Consider the following 19,924-nt stretch of genomic DNA (forward strand, 5'->3'; position numbering starts at 1 on the left):
CTGCGCCACGGCGGCCCTTGTAGCACGGCCCTCAGGGGCCCGGCGATCTGCCGCAGACCGGCGGCAGCACAGCCAGCGAAGAGGCCAGGGCCGCGAGCAGATCGTGGCTGCGGGGGCCAGTGGCCGAGAGCACCGCCGCGCGCTCGGGCCCGGGCCCTGGCAGGGAGGTGAGCAGGCGGAGCATCAGGGCGTCCCCTCCGAGCGCCTCCACGAAGGGTTCCCCCCACTCCACCAGCAGCACCGCCCCCTCGGCGCGCCGGTCCCGCAGCCCGAGCTGCGCCAGCTCCCCGTCCGGCTCCTCGGCGGCCGCCGGGTCGAGCCGGTAGAGATCCGCGTGGGCGAGGGGCAGGCGCCCTTCCAGCTCGTGGACCAGCGTGAAGGTGGGGCTCGTGACCGGCACCGCGTGCGGCACCCCCATGGCGCGCGCCAGCGCGCGGGTGAAGAACGTCTTGCCAGCCCCGAGATCGCCCACGAGGACCAGGAGATCCCCGGGGGTGAGCCGTGGCGCGAGCGCGCGCGCGAGCTGCGTCGTCCGGCGCCGGGTGGGAAGGTCGACCCTCAAGGCTCAGTACCGGAGCCCCACGCCGGCCGTCGCCCCCACGAAGACCAGCGAGCCTTCGCTGAGCGGGACGAAGCGGAGGTTGCCGACCTGTGCCTCGAGCTGCAGCCCGGGTGAGATGCCCACGATCACCGTGCCCGCCGCGCTCATCGTGAACCCCGCCTGGAGCGAGCGCTCGTACCTCACGTCGCTGGGCCCCTCCAGATCGCTCTGGCCTGGCCGGATGAACGCGCCGGCCGTGGCCTCCAGGCCGAAGTGCAGGGCCATCCCTTCGAGGCCTTTCGGCCCCATGTGCAGACCGGGCGTGAACAGGTAGCGCGCGCCTCCCTCGACCCACACCGCGCCGGGCCCCGAGAGGTTGCTCCCGAACTGCACGAACGGCTCGAAGGTCCCGGCGAACGCGTAGCTCGCGCGGAGCGACACCAACGCGGCGCTGGCCGAGCCGATCGCGCCTTCGGGCCGGGTTGTCGCGTGAGAGAACCCGATCAACGCCGAGAGCCCGAACGGCTTCCCCCCCGAGTAGGGCGGCCACACCCGGCGCACCGCCGAGAGGTAGTGCATCGTGGCGAGCTTGTCGGAGCCCCCCGCTGCGGACGCCTCTCCCGGTGGCGGCGAGGTCGGCGTTGACGGCCCTGGCGCTGCCGGGGGCACCGCGGGCGGAGCCGTGGGGGGCGCGGGCGACGGCGCAGGCGGGGTCACCGCGCGCTCCCAGGGAAGCTCCCCTTCGCCGATGCCCTCCGGCCGCACCAGCACCGACAGCATCTCCTGGATCTGCGGCCCCATCTGCTCCTGCTCGACCTCGCGGGCCACGGACTCGACCCTCCCGGTGGATCCGTGGAACGCCAGGAGCTCGACCCGCGTGGTCTTCACCGCCGGCTCGATCAGCCCGAGGAGCACCCACCCCGCGCTGGTGGCGGTACCCACGGTCCGGTACTCGTCGGTGCTGTCGGGCACACCGTCGAGCACTGCCCAGAGCGAGGCGGTCACCTCCGTGTCAGCCACCACCTCGTGTCCCAGCGCCGTGAGGCCTCGGGTGATCTCGGCCTGCGCCGTCTGCCGCGCCGCATCGTCGGTGCCTCCGCGGGCAGGGAGGACCGCCACGCGGTCGGCGAGCGCCGCCCCGGCGAACAGGAACGTCGCGAGCGTCGCGGCGGAGCACGGGAGCCAGCGGGTCATCGGCCGGATGCTACCGGCAGCAGGGCTCGGCCCCAAGAGCGCGGCCGGATCTGGACGGCACCCCACCCGACCGCCGCACCGTTTCTCCAGAAACGGTGCGCCCGTGCTGCCGGCGCGTGCGTCCGCTTCCTGGCCCGCTGGCCTGGCCGGGCGCGCAGTGTCGAAAGTTCTCACGCATGAGCTTCGCGGAGCCCGCGCGACTTGAGTAGCCTGACCGTGCATGGCTGCCTCCCCGAAGTCGCCGCCGCGTCCGATGCCGCAGCCGCGTGCTCCCGGCCCGGCGGCACCTCAAGCGTTGCCGCCACCGCCCCCGGCGTATCCCCAGGCGCTCTCCCCGCCGCACCCCACGCCGCACCCCACACCCTCGGCGCGCCCCCCCGCGCCCTCGGCGCGCCCCCCTTCCCCGTCCGCGCGTCCTCCCGCCCCACCCGTGCGTCCAGCGCCCCCGCCGGCACACGGAGCGCCCATCGCGCAGGCGGCACACGGAGCGCAGGCGGCACACGGAGCGCACGCGGCATACGGAGTGTACGCGGCCCCTGTCGCGTCTGCCGCATACGCCGCCCATGCCGCGCCCGTCGCGCATGCGGCGCATGCGGCGTACGCCGCGCCTGCCGCGTACGCCGCCCATGCCGCGCCCCAGGCGCAGCCGGCCCCCGCGCTCCAGGCGGTTCCCCCCACGCAGCCTCGCTACCCCACGGCGTACGTCGAGGCGCCTGCCCCGCAGCCGTCCGTCCCCACCCCGCAGCCGGCTGCCCCCGCGCCACAGCCCCGCCAGCAGTTCCCCGCCCTGCCCACGCAGGTGGCCCCGATGAGCAGCGACGGCTTCGGCACGGACTCGATGCTCGACGAGAGCCGGCAGACGCAGCCCTTCGTCCGCTTCAGCAGCGCGGTGCGCGCGCCCCTGGCGACCCTGCCGCCTTCCAGCGTCAACATCGCCCTCGGCTCGCTCAACGAGCTGCAGACCGGGCAGCGCTACGAGATCCGCGACCTGCTCGGCGAGGGCGGCATGGGCGAGGTCTTCCTCAGCAACGACCGGCTCATCGGCCGTGACGTGGCGGTGAAGGTCATCCGCGCCGAGCACATGCAGAACCCCGAGGTCCGCGCCCGCTTCGAGCGCGAGGCGCGCGTGCAGGGGCAGCTCGAGCACCCCGCCGTCGTGCCGGTCTACGACCTCGGCATCCAGCCGAACGGCGAGGCGTTCTTCACCATGAAGCGCGTCCACGGCAAGACGCTGGAGGACATCATCGACGGCCTCGCCGAGGAGAACCAGGAGATCGCCGCAAAGTACTCGCTCCGCAAGCTCCTCAGCGCGTTCAGCAACGTCTGCCTCGCCATCGCCTTCACCCATGCCCGCGGCGTCCTCCACCGCGACCTCAAGCCCGGCAACATCATGCTCGGCGACTACGGCGAGGTGCACGTGCTCGACTGGGGCCTTGCCAAGATCATGAACCCCGAGGACGGCACCGCCTCCATCACCACCGATCCCCGCTTCGCCACCAAGACCGCGGTCGGCCAGATCCTCGGCACGCCCGGCTACATGGCCCCCGAGCAGATGCGCGGCGACATCGACCTGCAGGGCCCCCCGACCGACGTCTACGCCCTCGGCGCCATCCTCTTCGAGATGCTCACCCTCGAACCGCTGCACGGCCGCCCCACCCTCCAGGCCCTGTTCGCCTCCACCTTGCACGGCGCCGACGCCCGCGCCTCGGTCCGCGCGCCCCAGCGCAACATTGCCCCCGAGCTCGACGCGATCTGCGTGCGCGCCACCGCCATGGAGCCCGCGCAGCGCTACCCGAGCGCGCTCGACATGCACGAGGCGCTGGAGCGCTTCCTCGACGGCGACCGCGACATGGAGCGCCGCCGCGCCTTCGCCGCCGAGCACGTCGCGGAGGCGGCGCGCGCCGCGGCCGCCGCGGCCGAGGGGGGCCCCGACGTCGGCCGCTCCCGCGAGCACGCCATGCAGAACGTCCTCGCCGCGCTGGCCTTCGACCCCCACAGCGCCGCCGCCATGGAGACGCTCGCCAAGCTCCTGCTCTCGGCGCCCGGCGAGATGCCCCCCGAGGCCCGCCAGGAGTTCGAGGCGAGCCGCAGCGGCGTCTCCCGCGCCGGCCGCCGCGCGCTGATGATCGCCTACGCCTGCTGGCTCGGGGGCATGCTCCTCGCCTTCCCCCTCGGCGTGCGCAGCCACTGGTACTACATCGGGCTCGGCTTCATGGGCGCCCTCGTTGCCGGCGCGATCTGGGCCGCCCGCCGGCGGGTCAGCGCGCGCGCCGCGTTCGCCGTGCACGCCCTCGCCACGGTGGTGATCGGCCTGCTCAGCTTCTGGATGGGTCCCTTCCTCATCGTCCCCGCCCTCGCCACGAGCCACGCCATCGGCTTCATCGTGCAGGGCGACCGGCGCTACCACCTCCACGCGATGGTCGCGAACGTCCTCGCGATCCTCGCCCCAGCGCTCCTCCAGATGTTCGGCGTCCTCCCCCCGGCCTACGCCTTCTACGGCGAGGGCGTGACCGTGTTCTCGCGGATGATGGCCTTCCCCCCCATCGCCACCCCCGCCTTCCTGCTCTTCGTGAGCATCGCGACGGTCCTCATCCCTTCCGTGATGATCCAGCGCGCCCGCGCCCGCACCGAGGAGCTGGAGCGCCGCCTCTTCCTGCATAGCTGGAACCTGCGCCACCTCGTGCCCAATGCTGCCCGCGCCGCCGCCGCGGTCCCAGCCGCCCCGGCCCGCCGCCGCGCCAAGCGCCGCTGAGCGCCTCCGCGCCCGTCCCCCCGATCTTTTTCTCTCCCGCCCCCCAGATCCTTTCCGCGCCTCGTCCGTAGAAGCCCCCGACCAGGCAACAGGGCCACCCGGCGCGCCCGCGCTGCGTGGCCCGGACCCGTCATCCGGGAGACGAGGCGCCGCCGCCGCGCCGCGACGCCCGACCCATTTCCTTGCTCACGCACCGCTAGCCCTCGGGGCTGCGAAGGACACTTCCATGCGCACCATCCTCACCGGACTCGTCATGGCCTCTCTCCTCGCCGGCTGCGCCGGGAACCCTGCCGCGACCTCCAGCCTGTCCACGGCCGCGAACGCCGCCGCGGCCTCCCCCGACTCCGGGCGCAAGCTCGCCGTCGCCGCGCCCTCCCCGGCCGAGATCCTGGCGAGCGACACGCCCGGCGGCGCGCGCGGAGAGCCTGGCCGCAAGGAGCACGCTGGCACCTGGATCGGCGCTGCCGGCGCGAGCGACTTCGTCGTGCCGGGCCGCCAGGAGACCCAGCTCGGGGTTTGGATCGACGTGCCGGCTGCCCGGCGCAGGGCGCGCGTCCCCTCCGCGGTGTCCCTGGTCGTCGACGTCTCCGGCTCCATGGGCGGCGACAAGATCCTCCACGCGCGCACCGCGGCGCGTGCGTTCGTCGACGGCCTCTCCGACGGCGACCTGATCTCGGTCGTCACCTTCTCGGACACCGCCCGCGAGATCGTCCCCCCCGTGGTCCTCGACAGCCGCACCCGCGCCTCGGTGCGCGCGGCCGTGGACCAGCTCGAACCCGTCGGCGGCACCAACATGTTCGACGGCCTGCGCCTCGGGGAGGGCCGCGCCGTCACGGCCCCGAGCACCCATGCCGTCCGGCGCGTGGTGCTCATCTCCGACGGCCAGGCCAACGTCGGCCCCTCCTCCCCCGAGGTCCTCGGCGAGATCGCCCAGCGCGGCGCCGAGCGGGGCGTGCAGGTCACCTCCCTCGGCGTCGGCGTCGACTACGACGAGAGCACGCTCAACGAGCTCGCCATGCGCTCCAGCGGTCGCTTGTACCACCTCACCCAGCCCCGCGACATGCCCTCCATCCTCCAGAAGGAGCTGGCCCTGCTGCAGGAGACCGCCGCGACCGACGCCTTCGTCGAGATCGTGCCCGCACCCGGCGTGACCCTCATCGGCGTGAACGGCGCCCGGGCCGAGCGCTCCTCCGACGGCGCGCTGCGCGTCGCCCTCGGGAGCATGTTCTCCGGCCAGCACCGCGAGCTGCTGGTGCGCGTCAACCTCGACGCGCCCGCGAACGGCGCCCACCCGCTGGCGAGCGTGCGCCTGCACTTCCGCGACGCCGCCGACGGCAACCTGGAGCGGGTGCAGGAGGTCGTCGCGCGCTACCAGGTCACCCCCGACACCGCGGTGGTCAGCGCCCACCAGAACGCCCGCACCCAGACCATCGCGGCGATGATGGACGCGGGTCAGGCCACGGTGGAAGCCGCGCAGCAGGTGAACGCCGGCGACTTCGAGGCCGCCGACCAGAAGCTCGCCGTGGCCGAGAAGAAGCTCCAGGAGACCGCGTCGAGGGCGCGCTCGAAGGACGAGCAGCAGCGCGCCCTCGCCGCCGCGGCGGTGATGTCCAAGCAGCGCTCGACAACGCGCGCCGCGGCCGCCGCGCCCGCCCCTGCGCGCCGCGCCCGGGCCCTGGAGATGAACGGCGCCGGCATGCAGCAGATGGGTTACTGAGCCACACGGCAGGGGCTCGCAGCGCGCCAGCCCCCCCAGCATCGAGCCGAGCTCGTCGCGCCCCCCTCCGCGCTCCACCCGCAGCCACCCGCGGTCTCCAGAGCGCTCTGCCGTGGTAGATCCAGGCACTGGATGCGGAGCCAGCGCGCGCGGGTGAGTCGGTGAGGTGGCTTCGTCGCGGTCGCGGCCCCGGTCCACGGCGGTCTTGCCTCCCGGGTCTCCTCGGGGTGCTGACCTTCACCGTCGCCTGCGGAGCACCCCCGCCACCTTGCCCCGCGGGCCTCACCGCCGATCCTCCCCGTGTCCAGCGGCTCGTCGCGCAGCTCGCAGAGGTCCCGGAGAGCGCGGCCATCCTGCGGCGGCTCCCCCGGGGCGCGCCGCGGGTGTGCTTCGGCCGGGTCCCGGTCTCTGCCCTCACCGACGACGGTGTGGTGCTGCTCGACACTGCCTCGCCGGACGCCGAGGCGGCGGCGCGGCTCGGGCACCTCGCCCTCCACGCCATCGCCGGATCGCCAGCGCCGCACCCCGGGTCACCGGACTGCGACGCTGCCGTCGCGCGCGCGCTCACCCTGGAAGCGCGCGCCTTCGCGCTGGAGCTGCGGCTCCGACGCGCGCTCGGCGTGACCTCGATCCGTTACGGGTTCGAGGAGGCGTACTGGCAGGCATCTCCGGAAGCGCGCGAGCCGGCGATCCTCGCCTGGCTCACGGCGCATCCCTCGGGAGGGCAGGGCGTGGACGCGCTGGGAGACGGCTACCGGCGGCGCTGCGAGGGGCGCTGACGCCGGGCGGTGAGCAGCGCGGCGCCGGCCGCGAGCACCCCGAGCGCCGCCACGAGCCCGCCGCGGGTCTGCGCGGCGCCGAAGCTACACCCGCCGCTGTCCCCGCTCCCGCCGTCGGAGCCGCCGTTGCCGCTGGAGCCTCCGGACGACGTGGTCGAGCTCTGCGTCACGCCCCCCTCGTTCACCGCGCAGACCTTCATGGTGGTGCAGGTCGCGGGAGCCGTGCAGGCCGTGGTGCCCTCACAGGTCCCGGTGATGGTCGGCGTCATGGGCGGCATCGCGTCGGGCTCCAGGAGGCCCCCGCAGCCCAGCTCACCGAGGCAGAGCTTGCGATCGACGCACAGCTCTCCCGCGTCGCAGTCGTTCTCCGAGGCGCAGGTGCGGGGCGCGCAGTAGGGCCCGCCGTGACACGTCTGCGGCGTCGAGCCATCCGGACAGGTGTCCGGCGGCGGACCCACCACGTCGGCCATCGCCGTCCCACTCCAGAGCGCCAGCGCCAGACACACAGGCAGTACGCGGGTCAGAACCATCGAGACACCTCCATCTTCAAGCAAGCCGCGCCGCAGAGCGGCAGCCATTCCCCTCGGTCGCCAGCCAAGGGTACAGCGCCGGGTGCAGCAGCGCACGGACGTGTGGGGCGAGGTGACGCTCCTTCTGCCGCCGCCTCAGGACGTTCCCCACCCGGCCCACCACCCCAGGGGGCCCGTGGGCTCCTCCACAAACACACGCCAATGGGGGTCGAAGACCTCGCGGGGCCACTGTGCCGCGGGTAAGTGGCGCGACCCGGGCGCCTCGGGCCGCTGTGCCGCGGGTAAGTGGCGCGACCCGAGCGCCTCGGGCCACTGTGCCGTGGGCAAGTGGTGCCACCTGAGCGCCTCGGGCCACTGTGCCGTGGGCAAGTGGTGCCACCTGAGCGCCTCGGGCCACTGTGCCGTGGGTAAGGGATGTGACCCGAGCGCCTCGGGTCGCTGTGCCTCGGGTAAGTGACCCGAAGCGCAGTCTCCAGGCCATTCACCCGCCCCACGGCGGTGCGGGACGCCTGGAACGCTGGGGTGTGGCGGTGGGTGTGCCTCGTTCGAGGGGTGATGACGTGCCCGTGCCCACCTCGCGGTCCAACCTGGGTACGCTCCTCCCCGACCTCGATGGACGCTCTCGCCTCCTTCCCCCCAGACCATGCCGCGGACGTACGTCATCACTGGACGCTCGATCCGGAGACCACCTTCCTCAACCACGGCTCCTTCGGCGCCTGCCCCCGCGTCGTCCTGGAGGCGCAGTCCCGCTTCCGGGAGCAGATGGAGCGCCAGCCGGTGCGCTTCTTCGTCCGCGCGCTGGAGCCGCTGCTCGACAGCACGCGCGCGGCGCTCGGCGCCTTCGTCGGGGCGGACCCGGACGACCTCGCCCTCGTGCCCAACGCCACGGCTGGCGTGAATGCCGTCCTGCGCTCGCTCGACCTTCGCCCCGACGACGAGCTGATCGTCACGAACCACGAGTACAACGCTTGCCGGAACGCGCTGGAGGCGGCCGCGGCGCGGGCCTCCGCGCGGGTCGTGGTGGTGGAGGTGCCGTTCCCGATCGAGGCCGCCGAGCAGGTGGTCCACGCCCTCGTCGGCGCGGTGGGGCCGCGCACGCGGCTCGCGCTCGTGGATCACGTCACCAGCCAGACGGGGCTCGTCTTCCCGGTCGGGCAGATCGTGGCGGCGCTCGCGGAGCGGGGCGTGGACGTGCTCGTCGACGGCGCCCACGCGCCAGGCATGCTGCCCCTCGACCTGCGCGCGCTCGGCGCCGCGTACTACACGGGCAACTGCCACAAGTGGATCTGCACGCCCAAGGGAGCCGCGTTCCTCTGCGTGCGGCGCGACAGGCAGCGCGCGGTGCGCCCTCTGTCGATCAGCCACGGCGCCAACGCGCCGCGCGAGGACCGCTCGCGCTACCGGCTGGAGTTCGACTGGACGGGGACCTTCGACCCCACGCCGTTCCTGTGCATCCCCGAGGCGCTCCGCTTCATGGCGACGCTCATGCCCGACGGCAGCGGGTGGCCTGGCCTGATGGAGCACAACCGACGCAAGGCGCTCGCGGCGCGGGCGCTCCTTTGCACCGCCCTCGGCTGCGCCGCGCCCTCTCCCGAGGACATGATCGGAGCCCTCGCGTCCGTGCCATTGCCCCCCGGAGACGGCGCCGCGCCGCGTGGCCCCCTCTTCCTCGATCCCTTGCAGGAGGCGCTGTTCACGCAGTGCGGGATCGAGGTGCCGGTGATCCCTTGGACCGCGGCGTCCACCGCGCCCGCAGCGCCCGCAGCGCCCGCAGCGCCCCGGCGCCTCCTGCGCATCTCCGCGCAGATCTACAACGCGCGGGGAGAGTACGCGCGCTTGACCGAGGCCCTCTCGATGCTCCTGCCGCTGCCTGCCGCGGTCCTCCCCCGGTTCTCCTCCTCTCTCTGACCCCCGGCCCTGCTTCCCGGTCGGCAGCGCACCACGGGATCACGGGTCAGGGAGGGTGAGGGACGATCGGCCGTGGACGTTGTGACGCGGTGCAGAGGGACCGGATGTCCGAGGGGCGTGGGCGGAGGGCTGTGTCGCCATGGGACCTCGGATCGAGGTGCCTCCTGTGGCATCGATGTCACACCCGCCGCCGCTCCCGAGGACTGTGCCACCATCCCTGCGCGCTGCGCATCGCAGGGAGCGCCGGGGGTTACGCACGTCGCCGACGATGGCCTCTGCGTTGCATGGCGGCCTGGCGACGCGCGTCGAGAGATGCGCCCTGGGTTCTCGCAGGACTTGCACTTCTTCGTGGGACGAGCGAGCGTCGGAAATTCGACAGGGATCCTGGCGTCCCGCTTGCTGCGTTGCCTGACTGAACGTCGGAGGGACCAATGCACCGCACCATCTCTTACCCGCGCACCTTGATCGCGCTCGTCGCCACTGGCGCTGTCTCGGCGGCCTTCACCGGCTGCTCTGGCGAGGGCCTCACGCCCCCGGATCCCAGAGAGGAGACGGTGACGATGACGGCGGAGCCTCCGCCTCCCATCAGCGGCGGGACGCTGCTCGTCGCGGGCGATGGTCGCACCGCGGTCGCGGGGGATCCCGACCGGCACGGGATCTGGGTGACGGACCTGGAGCGGAAGGACGTGACGTTCCTGCCGGTGGGCAAGACGGAGGAGCCAGGGCGGGTCGTCGAGGATGGCGCAGGTAGGGCGCACGTGGCGCTGCGGCGCGGCGGGGCGCTCGTCACGGTGGACCTCGCGAGCCGCAGCATCGTCGAGCGCCGCGAGGTGTGCGTGGCGCCGAGCGGCGTCGCCTATGACGCGGCCACCGACGTGATCCACGTGGCCTGCATGGGCGGCGAGCTGCTGACGCTCCCCGCGGCGGGGGGCACGCCGACGCGCAAGGTCCGGCTCGATCGGGACCTGCGCGACGTGGTGGTCGACGGCGAGCACCTCCTCGTCAGCACCTTCCGTTCGGCCGAGACGCTGGTGGTCGACGCCTCCGGCAAGGTGGTGGAGCGGCGGAAGCTGCCGGCGTTCGACTCCGATCCCTCCTTCACCGGGATCAGCCTGAACTACGTGCCCTCCGTGGCGTGGCGCCTCACGGCGCTCCCGGGCGGCGGCGCGGCGATGGTGCACCAGCGGGCGCAGTCGTCGCCGGTGGTGGTGAACCCGGGGCAGTTCTATTACGGCAACCCCGACTGCGACGGGAACATCGTCCACACGGCCGTGAGCCTGATCGATCCGGCTGACGAGACGGCCGACGCTCCGGAGGTCGCGAGGCCCGTCGCGGCAATCCCCATGGTGGGCCTGCCGGTCGACGTGGCGATCTCGCGGGACGGGATGGACGTGGCGATCGTCGGGGCCGCCAACGACAAGCTGGTGTTCACCACGCGGTCCGCGATCGTCGACGATTCGGGTGAGGGCAACTGCATGCCGACGACCACCGAGGAGTCGGTGCCAGGTCAGCCGGTGGCGGTGGCGTTCGACGGGGAAGGTCACGCGGTGGTGCAGCTCCGCGAGCCTCCCGGGCTGTTCGTGGTGGACGGGGCGAACCGGACCATCGACTTCCCCGGCGAGAGCGTGAAGGACACGGGCCACGAGATGTTCCACCGGCCCCCGAGCAGCTTCGCGGCGATGTCGTGCGCGTCGTGCCACCCGCAGGGGCACGAGGACGGGCACACCTGGAACTTCGACCCCATCGGCCAGCGGCGGACGCAGTCCATGGGCGGAGGCATCCTGCAGACGGCGCCACTCCACTGGGACGGCGACATGGAGGACTTCGACAAGCTGATGACGGAGGTGTTCGTGGGGCGCATGGCCGGGAGCAGCCCCGGGATCCGCCAGGAGCGGCTGATGGTGCGGTTCCTCGACCGGATCCCCGCCTTCCCGGCGTCGCCGCCCGACGACGAGGGGGCCGTGGCGCGCGGCGAGGCGATCTTCAAGAGCGAGGCGGTGGGCTGCGCGTCGTGCCACTCGGGCGCGATGTTCACGAACAACCGGAACGAGGACGTGGGCCGCGGCGAGAAGCTGCAGGTGCCGACGCTCGTCGGCCTCAGCGGCCGCGCGCCCTTCATGCACGACGGCTGCGCCGCGACGCTGCGCGACCGGTTCGACGACGAGGCCTGCGGCGGCAAGGCGCACGGCGACCTGTCGACCCTGTCCGACGCCGACATCGACGATCTCGTCGTCTACCTGGAAACGCTCTGAGTCTCGACGAGGGGACGCGCGCCCCCTCGCCCCGCCGGGAGTGAATCCCGACGGGTCCCCACTCCCCGCGAACCGCTCTCGCCAGCCATGACGCTGTGTCCCCTGGGCACGACGTCTCGCCGTGGGTTGCCCTGGGGACTCGACGAGGGGACGCGCGCCCCCTCGCCCTCACCACTCACCACTTCACGAGGACACGGGGCGGGCTCACGTCGGCGCGGAGCGAGCCCACGTCGACCACCACGTCGAGAAAGGCGCTGCCGGCCTGGTTCGGGTCGACGGCGGTGCCCTTGAGTTCGACGAGGGGCACGATGGCCTCGGGCGCGAGCGCGTTCACCTCCTCGGCCGTCCCCGTGATTCGCACCGTCACTGCTGCGGGCGTGGTCCTGGCGCGGGGGAGGCCGACCACCTCCACCTTGCGGTCGAAGGAGCGGGAGACCAGCTCGCGCGTGACCTCCAGCGTGGCCTTCACGCTGTCCACGTCGTAGGTGACGAGCTTGGGAGGGCGGTCCAGGGCGAGGGTGCGGTCGTAGCTGCCCGTGGTCAGTCCGGTGACGTCGAAGGCCTCGGTGCGGGCGTACTGCATGACCTCGACGATGGACTGGGGGCCGCGCGCCTTCACCGAGGTGGGGTCGACGACGATGGTGCCCTTCACCTCGAAGCCCGTGGCCAGCTCGCCGGTGCGGGAGACCTGCACGGGGATGACGCGGGTGATCACGTCGTCCCAGCGCAGCTCGATGCGCGGGGGATAGACCTGCTCCGCGACCAGGCCCTCGGGGACGTGGAACATGGAGGCGTCGAGCTCCACGTAGGGCACCCGGCCGGTGCGCAGGTCGAGCTGGAGGGTGCCGAGGTCGTCGGCGCGCAGGTCGTCGAGCGTGGTGCGTGACCCGGTCAGGGTGACCGCGACCTCGGTGGGGAGCTGGGTCATGAGCTGACGGTTCAGCTCTTCCTTGGGCATCACCGACACCACGCTGACCGAGAAGGTGCGCTGGGCGTTCTCGGCGCCGTGGATGAAGGCGTAGAAGCCGAGCGCGAAGGTGAGCGACAGGGCCTTGAGGCCGATGTTCTCAAGGAATGCCGAGCGGATCACGCCGCGGATGCCCTGGTTCACGGCTCATCCCGCGGAGGGCTGCCCTCCACGCCTCCGCTCGCGGAAGGGCCACCGGAAGCGCCGCCACCCGGGGCGGTGGCGCCGGTGGGGACGAAGGTGCGCTGGCTCGGCACGGGGCGCCCGTCGGCGTCGTCCGCGCTCTCGCTGCGCTCGCCGCGCGGGTCCACCGGCTTGCCGACCGGCATGTCGACGAGGGCCGGCCTGCCGCGCTCACTGGAGACGCGCTCGGGGTCCTGGGAGATGGAGGCGCGCATCTCCGCGGGCTTCATCGGCGTCGAGGTGGGGAGCTTCGGCGCAGGCGTGGGCACGGGCGTGGGTGAGGGCGCGGACGCGGCGTTGAGCGTCGACGTCGGCGTCGCCGCGGCCTTGGGGGCCTGGACGTTCTTCTCGGAGGGGAGGGTGCGGGTCAGCGCCGGCGACTTGCTCGTCGCGCCGTCGCCGCCGCTGGTGAGGGAGCCGCTGCCTGCGGGCGGGGTGGTGGTCACGCGCGGCGAGGGCAGCGACTGGGGACCGACCGCGCTGAGGCCGGGGCGCATGGGCCGGCGCGCGAAGCGGCGCTTGCGGGAGGAGCGCCCGAAGAGGCCGAGGAGCGCGTGGCGCAGCGACTGGCCGTCGAGGTTCGAGACGATGTTGCCGCTGAAGCAGAAGCTGATGGTGCCGCGCTCCTCGCTCACCACCACGACCACCGCGTCGGTCTCCTCGGTGATGCCGAGCGCGGCGCGGTGGCGGGAGCCGAGGCTCGCGTCGAGGATCTTGGTCTCTGGCATGGGGAAGAACACGCCAGCGCGGGCGATCTTGAGGTCGCGGATGAGCACCGCGCCGTCGTGGAGCTTGTTGACCGACTCGGGGACGAAGAGCGAGACGAGCAGCTCCCGGGTGACCATGGAGTCGATGGGGATGCCGTCGCTCTTGACGAACTCGAGGACGTTCGCGTCCTGCTCGAAGGCGATGATCGCGCCCATGCGGTGGCGGGCGAGTTCCGTCGCCGCGGCGACCACCTCGTCGATGACGCGCGACTGCTGCTCGCGGCCGGACGAGAACCACGCCTTGCCGCCCACGCGGATGAGGGCGCGGCGGATGTCGTTCTGGAACACCACGACCACGATGAGGATGATCGAGGAGAGCAGCCACGAGAGCAGGTTGAGGAGCGTGGTCAGCCCGAAGACCTTGGCCCCGAGGTAGACGAGGAAGACGATCCCGAGGCCGAGCCCCATCTGCATCGCGCGCGTGCCGCGGAGCACCAGCAGGGCGCGGTAGACGACGTAGGCGACGATGAAGATGTCGAGCAGATCGCGGAGGATCTGCAGCGGCGGCCGCGCCGAGAAGAGGCGGAGGAAGCCCTCGATCATCGGGGCAGGTCTTCCTTTCCTGCGCTGGCGCTGGTGGCGCGGCGCGCGTCGGTGAGGGCCGCGGCGAAGGCGAGGGCTTGCCGCGTGGGCGTGATGTCGTGGACCCGGAGGACCGCGGCGCCGGCCGAGGCGCAGGCGAGGCACGCGGCGAGGGTGCCCCCGAGGCGCTGCTCGGGGGGCGCCTCCTTGAGGTCCGGGTCGGCGGCCGAGGCGGCGCGCGCGACGAACGACTTGCGGCTCGGGCCGACCAGCACCGGGAAGCCGAGGGCGCAGAGTTCGTCGAGGCGGGCGACGAGTTCGAGAGAGTGCCGCGCGTTCTTGGCGAAGCCGAGTCCAGGGTCGAGCAGGAGCTCGTCGCGGGAGAGCCCCGCCTCCATCGCGCGCTCGGCGGCGTGCATCCACTCGCGCGACACGTCCGCCACGACGTCGTCGTAGGCGTCGTCGTCGTAGACGGAGAAGCCGGCCATGCCGGTCATCGCGCCACGGCTGTGCATGAGCACGAGGGAGGCGTCGTGGCGTGCGCAGAGCGCGCCGAGGGCAGGCGCGACGTCGAGCGAGACGCTGTTGACGATGGCGGCGCCCTCGCCGAGCGCGCGCTCGGCGACGACAGGCGAGGTGGTGTCGATGGAGACGAGCGCGCCGAGGCGGACGGCGTCGCGCACACCGCTACCGATGCGAGCGATCTGCTCGTCGTCTGGAACCAGGCGCGCGCCTGGCCGCGTCGATTCTGCGCCGATATCGATGATGTCAGCCCCTTCGTCGAGCATCGCCTCGATGTGCGCGCTCGCTGCCCCGTCATCCGTGAACCGGCCCCCGTCCGAGAACGAGTCCGGAGTTCGATTAAGCACGCCCATGATCACCACACGCTTGCGACCCGAGAGCAGCGTGAGTAACCGGGACATTTCCTGTGGGTAGCAACTTTCACGCCGAACGGCAATTCCCTTGTCCGGAGATGGGCGGCTTTGCTAGCCTGAGGGTCTGTCGGGCTCCCTCGGAGTATCGCCGGCCACACCGGCGAGGCTCTACAGGTCGCTGGCGTCGCCGGCGTCGCCCGCGTTCGGGCACACGCCACATGGGCCGGACCCTCAGGTAGCTCGCGCGATTCGATGCTGCGCACGCGTCTTCGAGCAGGGCCGGTCGCCGGCTTCGTCGTGAGCCTCCTCTTCGCCCTGGTCGTCACCGGGATCAGCGTCGCGGACCTCTACTTGCCGGCGCTGTCGCCGCGGATGGGCTCCCCGGCGCCCTTCACGCTGCGGCTCCCGTACGGCCCGCGCATCGTCCGCGATACCCAGCACCGGCTGGTGTACGAGCACGCGCGGCTCATCGTCCCCCGCGGGACGGTGCTCCACGAGTGGGACGACAACCACCGCGCGGCCTTCGCCTACGAGTCGATCCGGCGCCCGCCGACGACGGGGCGCCTCGGCAGCCTCTACGTCCTGTACTTCATCATCGGCATGATGCTCACCGCCTACCTGCGGCGGTTCGGGCAGAACCGGGTCCACCTGCTCCGGGCGCAGGTCGGGCTCCTGGCCTTGATGGCGGGGTCGCTGGTCTTCGCCAAGGCCCTGCTCCTGTTCACGGCGCTGCCGGAGTTCTGGATTCCGGTCGCCGCGCTGCCGCTCTGGGTGGCCCTCGCCTTCGATCGCCGCACGGCGTTCCTCATCGAGGTGGGCGGCGCGTTCATCGCCGCGTCGCTGCTCCGGTTCGACCTCATCCTGCTCTGCGTGCTGCTCGTGCGGGGCATCGCCTCGACCCTGTTCTTCTTCGACCGGAAGCACCCGCGGCAGATGCTGGTCGCCGGCGCCCTCGCGGGCATCTCCGGCGCGGTGGGCCTCGTCTCGCTCACGGTGATCTTCGAGGGGCGCTTCAGCATCGGCGCGGATCTCGCGCGCGGGCTCAGCTCCAACGTGATCGCCTGCGTGGGCGGCGGGGTGCTGGCCGGCGTCCTGGCGCGGACGCTGCGCGAGCCCGCCGAGCGGGTGATGGGCCACGTGTCGCGCGACAAGCTGCTCGACCTGACCGATCTGGAGCAGCCGCTGCTCAAGAAGATGGCCACCGAGGCGCCCGGGAGCTGGGAGCACGCGCGGGCCATGGCGAACCTGGCGGAGGCCGCGGCCGCCGCGATCGGGTGCGACGCGCTGCTCACCCGGGTCGGCGCCTACTACCACGACCTCGGCAAGACCGTGCAGAGCAAGTACTTCATCGAGAACCTCCAGCACGGTGAGCGCTCGCCGCACGAGGAGCTCGATCCCGACGTCAGCGCCGACGCGATCATGGCCCACGTGGTGATGGGCACCAAGATCCTGCGCGACGGTCACATCCCGGAGCCGGTGGTGGAGTTCGCCTACACCCACCACGGCACGCAGATGGTCGAGTACTTCTGGCACAAGTGCAAGGAGCAGGGGAACCCGAAGGGGCTCACGGAGGAGCACTTCCGCTACCCCGGGATGAAGCCGCAGACAAAGGAGACGGCCATCTTGATGCTCGTCGACTCCATCGAGGCTGCGTCACGCACGGTGTGGCCCCCGGAGCAGAAGAAGTTCGAGGAGATGATCCAGCGGGTGGTGTTCCACAAGCTCGCGGGCGGTCAGCTCGACGAGTCGGGGCTGACGCTGCAGGACCTGCGCATCCTCTCCTCGCGCATGGCCTCGACGCTCGTGAACATGTCCCACGGCCGCATCAAGTACCCGTGGCAGCGCGAGGCGGAGCGCGCGATGCAGCCGCCGTCCATCCTGACGCCCTTGCCAGGGTCGGTGTTGACCCCGAAGCCGAAGGGCGGCGAGGCGGCGGAGCCGGCGAAGGGCGCAGAAGCCAAGGGTGGCGACGCGCAGGCGCAGAAGGCGGACGCGAAGGCCGAGGGCGCGAAGGCTGAAGGCGCGAAGGCTGAAGGCGCGAAGGCCGACGCAAAGGCTGCGGCGCCCAAGTCGGAAGTGAAGGGGGACGCCGCGAGGGCGGACGCCGTGAAGGCCGAGGAGACGCCGAAGGTCGCAGCGCCGAAGGTGGAGGAGACGCCGAAGGCGACGGCGGTGAAGGCCGCGGTGGCCAAGGCGGATGAGACGCTGAAGTCTGCAGGAGTGTCGAAGGCGGCGGAGGAGAAGGTGAAGGCTGCCGAGAAGGCGGCGGCGGGAGCGGACGCGAAGGTGTCGCCCAAGCCGGAGGCCTCACCGGAGGTGAGGGAGGCGGGGGAGGCGGGGGAGAAGGAAGCGCCGAAGGCGGAAGCGACCGCCGCTCGGGCGCCGGGGTCCGAGGAAACGCCTCGCTGAAGCGCTCGGGCGTACTACGCTCTCGACCGAGTCCCGCACGATATGCCTCGCAACATCGAACAGAGCTTCATGAAGGCGCTCTTCCACGGCGTCATCGCCGAGGAGATGCTCTTCCCGTTCCCCGAGATGAGTTCCGACGAGCGCGAGAACGTCTCGCTGCTCCTCGACAGCGTCCGGCGGTTCTTTGGCGCGAACGTGGACAGCGCCAAGATCGATCGGGCCTGCCGCATCCCACCCGAGGTGCTCTCGGGGCTGAAGGATCTGGGGCTCATGGGGCTGCAGATCCCGGCGCAGCACGGCGGGGCTGGGCTCAGCTCCATGGCGTACGCGCGCGTCATGCAGGAGGTGGGGAGCCTCGATGCGTCCATCGCGGTGACGCTGGGGGCGCACCAGTCCATCGGGTTGAAGGGCATCCTGCTCTTCGGGACCGAGGAGCAGAAGCAGCGCTACTTGCCGCGGCTCGCGACCGGGGAGCACATGGCGGCCTTCGCCTTGACCGAGCCAGGCGCGGGGTCCGACGCCGCCGCAGTGAAGACCCGCGCGGAGCTGTCGCCGGACGGGAAGCATTACGTGCTCAACGGGTCCAAGATCTGGATCACCAACGGCGGGTTCGCCGACGTCTTCACGGTGTTCGCGCGGACCTCGGCGCTGGAGGAGGGGAAGAAGCCCCGGCTCACCGCGTTCATCGTGGATCGGAGCGCGGGGGTGAAGAGCGGCCCCGAGGAGCACAAGCTCGGCATCCGCGGCTCCTCGACGACAGAGCTGTTCTTCGAGGACGTGCGGGTGCCGGTGGAGAACGTGCTCGGCGAGGCGGGCAAGGGGTTCCGGGTGGCCATGGAGGTGCTGAACAGCGGGCGCCTCGGGCTCGCCGCGGGGAGCATCGGCGCCTGCCAGACGCTGGTCCGGATGGCCATCGACCGGGTGCAGGAGCGCCGCGCGTTCGGCCGGCACATCGGCGGCTTCGGCCTCATCAAGGACAAGATCGCGACCATGCTCGCGCAGATCTACGCGCTCGAGTCGATGACCTACCTCGCCGCGGGGCTCATCGACGCGGGGGTCGTGGACTACTCGCTGGAGAGCGCGATCTGCAAGATCGTGGGCAGCGAGACCCTGTGGTCGGTGGCGAACGAGACCCTGCAGATCGCGGCGGGTATCGGCTACATGCAGGACTACCCGTACGAGCAGCTCCTGCGCGACGCGCGGATCAACCTGATCTTCGAGGGGACCAACGAGATCCTGCGGGCCTTCGTGGCGCTCTCCGGGATGAGCGGGCCAGGCCGCGCGCTGGAGGACGTGGCGCGGGCGATGCGCGAGCCGATCAAGGGCTTCGGGCTGCTCAGCGACTTCGCCATCCGCAAGGCACGCACGGTGCTCGGGCGGGAGCGCATGACGCGCACGCACCCGCTCCTCAGCCGCGAGGCGGTCCTCTTCGAGGAGCACACCGGTCAGCTCGTGAGCATCACCGAGGCGGTCCTGCGCAAGCACGGGCGCGACATCGCCGAGATGCAGTACGTGCAGAAGCGCGTCGCGGAGATCGCCATGGACCTCTTCGGGATCGCGGCGTGCCTCGCCAGGACCACGCGCGCGATCGAGCGGCGGGGCGAGGAGGGGGCGCGGCGCGAGATCGACCTGACCTCGATCTACACGGGCATGGCCCAGCGGCGCCTCAAGCAGCTCGTCGCTGACGTGCAGGACAACGACGACGAGCTGCGCAAGGCGGTCGCGGTGCGCGCGTACGCCGATCGCGCCTATCCGTTCGACGTGCTCTGAACCATGCGGCCGGAGCCGCGGCTCAGCGGGCCTTGAATTCGGGCGCCTCGGTGACCTTCTTCAGCCAGTGGAGCTTCGGGGCGCCCTCGCTGACCCAGCGGTCGCGGACGGACTCGGCGAGCTTGCGGTGGGTGCTCGCCTTGAAGGCGATGGCGTGGACGAGGCAGGTGCCAGGCCAGGACTGGTAGACCGACACCGCGCCCACGTAGTCGTCGCTGGCGAAGACCGAGTCGACGCTGCCGTCGACCACCTTGATCAGCACCGGCCGCACCTCGCCGTCGATGTCCTGGGTCGTGCGCACCAGCCTGGTCTGGCCAAGGCGCACCCCGTAAGCGTCGGCGAGCGGGATGTTCTTCTTCCAGAAATCGTCAAGGCAGGCGTCGAGGTCGTCTCGCCCCACGATGGGCGTGTAGAGCACGGTCGAGACGGCGTAGTGGTCGTTGCCGTAGCGGAAGGTCGCCCTGGTGGGATGGCTCCAGATGCGCACCCGGCGCCACTTCTTCACGTCGGGCATCGGGACTTCGATCGTGTTGAAGCGGTCCTTGCGGTGGCCCCAGGGCTCCTTCAGGAGCCGCTCCAGCGCGGCATACTCGGGATCGGACGAGTCTCCCCCCGGGTTGTCGCGCGTGACCGAGGTGGGCGTCGGCGGCTTCTGTGGGGGCTGGGCCGCGGTGGGCGCGCCGCCGCAGGAGGCCGCGCTCGCGGCGAGGAGCAAGAGCAAGGACGCGAAGGGTAGGGGACGGAGCATAGGTGGACGG

14 protein-coding genes are annotated in these 19,924 nt (G+C 72.1%); 7 read left to right on the forward strand and 7 right to left on the reverse strand.

Annotated elements, in window-relative coordinates; genetic code table 11:
* Nucleotides 1-31: 31 nt before the first annotated feature.
* On the reverse strand, nt 32-562 hold the full coding sequence (tsaE, locus tag CAP_RS25895) for a tRNA (adenosine(37)-N6)-threonylcarbamoyltransferase complex ATPase subunit type 1 TsaE (protein WP_044245739.1): 531 nt from the start codon (nt 560-562) through the stop codon (nt 32-34).
* A gap of 3 nt (nt 563-565) precedes the next feature.
* Nucleotides 566-1,735 (reverse strand): hypothetical protein, encoded by a 1,170-nt coding sequence (locus CAP_RS25900; protein ID WP_044245741.1) that lies wholly within the window; start codon nt 1,733-1,735, stop codon nt 566-568.
* A gap of 523 nt (nt 1,736-2,258) precedes the next feature.
* Here CAP_RS25900 and CAP_RS25905 point away from each other — a divergent pair.
* The 3 genes from CAP_RS25905 (at nt 2,259) to CAP_RS25915 (ending at nt 6,983) form a co-directional block, all read left to right on the forward strand.
* Nucleotides 2,259-4,487, forward strand: coding sequence for a serine/threonine-protein kinase (locus CAP_RS25905; protein WP_156041143.1), 2,229 nt, complete (start codon nt 2,259-2,261; stop codon nt 4,485-4,487).
* 226 nt (nt 4,488-4,713) lie between these two features.
* Nucleotides 4,714-6,204, forward strand: coding sequence for a vWA domain-containing protein (locus tag CAP_RS25910; protein WP_044245744.1), 1,491 nt, complete (start codon nt 4,714-4,716; stop codon nt 6,202-6,204).
* Between the two features lie 227 nt (nt 6,205-6,431).
* Nucleotides 6,432-6,983, forward strand: a complete 552-nt coding sequence (locus CAP_RS25915; protein ID WP_044245746.1) for a hypothetical protein — start codon at nt 6,432-6,434, stop codon at nt 6,981-6,983.
* Here the strand turns inward: CAP_RS25915 and CAP_RS25920 are convergent.
* Nucleotides 6,956-7,513: a hypothetical protein gene (locus tag CAP_RS25920; RefSeq protein ID WP_156041144.1), complete on the reverse strand. Its 558-nt coding sequence runs from the start codon at nt 7,511-7,513 to the stop codon at nt 6,956-6,958. The two genes, CAP_RS25915 and CAP_RS25920, sit on opposite strands and share 28 nt — an antisense overlap.
* A 612-nt stretch (nt 7,514-8,125) precedes the next feature.
* Between CAP_RS25920 and CAP_RS25925 the strand changes: the two genes are divergently transcribed.
* Nucleotides 8,126-9,421: an aminotransferase class V-fold PLP-dependent enzyme gene (locus tag CAP_RS25925; protein ID WP_044245752.1), complete on the forward strand. Its 1,296-nt coding sequence runs from the start codon at nt 8,126-8,128 to the stop codon at nt 9,419-9,421.
* 431 nt (nt 9,422-9,852) lie between these two features.
* On the forward strand, nt 9,853-11,673 hold the full coding sequence (locus CAP_RS25930) for a c-type cytochrome (RefSeq protein WP_044245755.1): 1,821 nt from the start codon (nt 9,853-9,855) through the stop codon (nt 11,671-11,673).
* Between the two features lie 175 nt (nt 11,674-11,848).
* Here the strand turns inward: CAP_RS25930 and CAP_RS25935 are convergent, their stop codons facing one another.
* The 3 genes from CAP_RS25935 to folP are packed head-to-tail and all read right to left on the reverse strand — an operon-like array spanning nt 11,849 to nt 15,035.
* The gene (locus CAP_RS25935; protein ID WP_044245757.1) at nt 11,849-12,784 is read right to left on the reverse strand and encodes a CdaR family protein; all 936 of its coding nucleotides are present in this window, start codon (nt 12,782-12,784) and stop codon (nt 11,849-11,851) included.
* Nucleotides 12,781-14,133: a diadenylate cyclase CdaA gene (gene cdaA, locus CAP_RS25940; RefSeq protein WP_044245758.1), complete on the reverse strand. Its 1,353-nt coding sequence runs from the start codon at nt 14,131-14,133 to the stop codon at nt 12,781-12,783. Before cdaA ends, CAP_RS25935 begins: the two co-directional genes overlap by 4 nt.
* Nucleotides 14,130-15,035, reverse strand: a complete 906-nt coding sequence (folP, locus tag CAP_RS25945; protein ID WP_044245761.1) for a dihydropteroate synthase — start codon at nt 15,033-15,035, stop codon at nt 14,130-14,132. Before folP ends, cdaA begins: the two co-directional genes overlap by 4 nt.
* 204 nt (nt 15,036-15,239) lie before the next feature.
* On the opposite strand from folP, the gene CAP_RS25950 reads away from it, so the two are divergent.
* Both CAP_RS25950 and CAP_RS25955 read left to right on the forward strand, forming a co-directional pair.
* Nucleotides 15,240-17,396 (forward strand): HDIG domain-containing metalloprotein, encoded by a 2,157-nt coding sequence (locus CAP_RS25950; RefSeq protein ID WP_156041145.1) that lies wholly within the window; start codon nt 15,240-15,242, stop codon nt 17,394-17,396.
* Between the two features lie 42 nt (nt 17,397-17,438).
* Nucleotides 17,439-19,166 carry an acyl-CoA dehydrogenase family protein gene (locus tag CAP_RS25955; RefSeq protein WP_044245764.1) on the forward strand — a complete coding sequence of 576 codons (1,728 nt, stop codon included), beginning with the start codon at nt 17,439-17,441 and terminating at the stop codon, nt 19,164-19,166.
* A gap of 22 nt (nt 19,167-19,188) precedes the next feature.
* On the opposite strand, the gene CAP_RS25960 is transcribed toward CAP_RS25955, so the two are convergent.
* Complete coding sequence (locus tag CAP_RS25960; protein WP_197041355.1) at nt 19,189-19,914, reverse strand: hypothetical protein; 726 nt, start codon at nt 19,912-19,914, stop codon at nt 19,189-19,191.
* Between the last annotated feature and the right edge of the window lie 10 nt (nt 19,915-19,924).

The sequence above is a fragment of the Chondromyces apiculatus DSM 436 genome (genome assembly GCF_000601485.1).
Classification (GTDB): Bacteria; Myxococcota_A; Polyangia; order Polyangiales; family Polyangiaceae; genus Chondromyces; species Chondromyces apiculatus.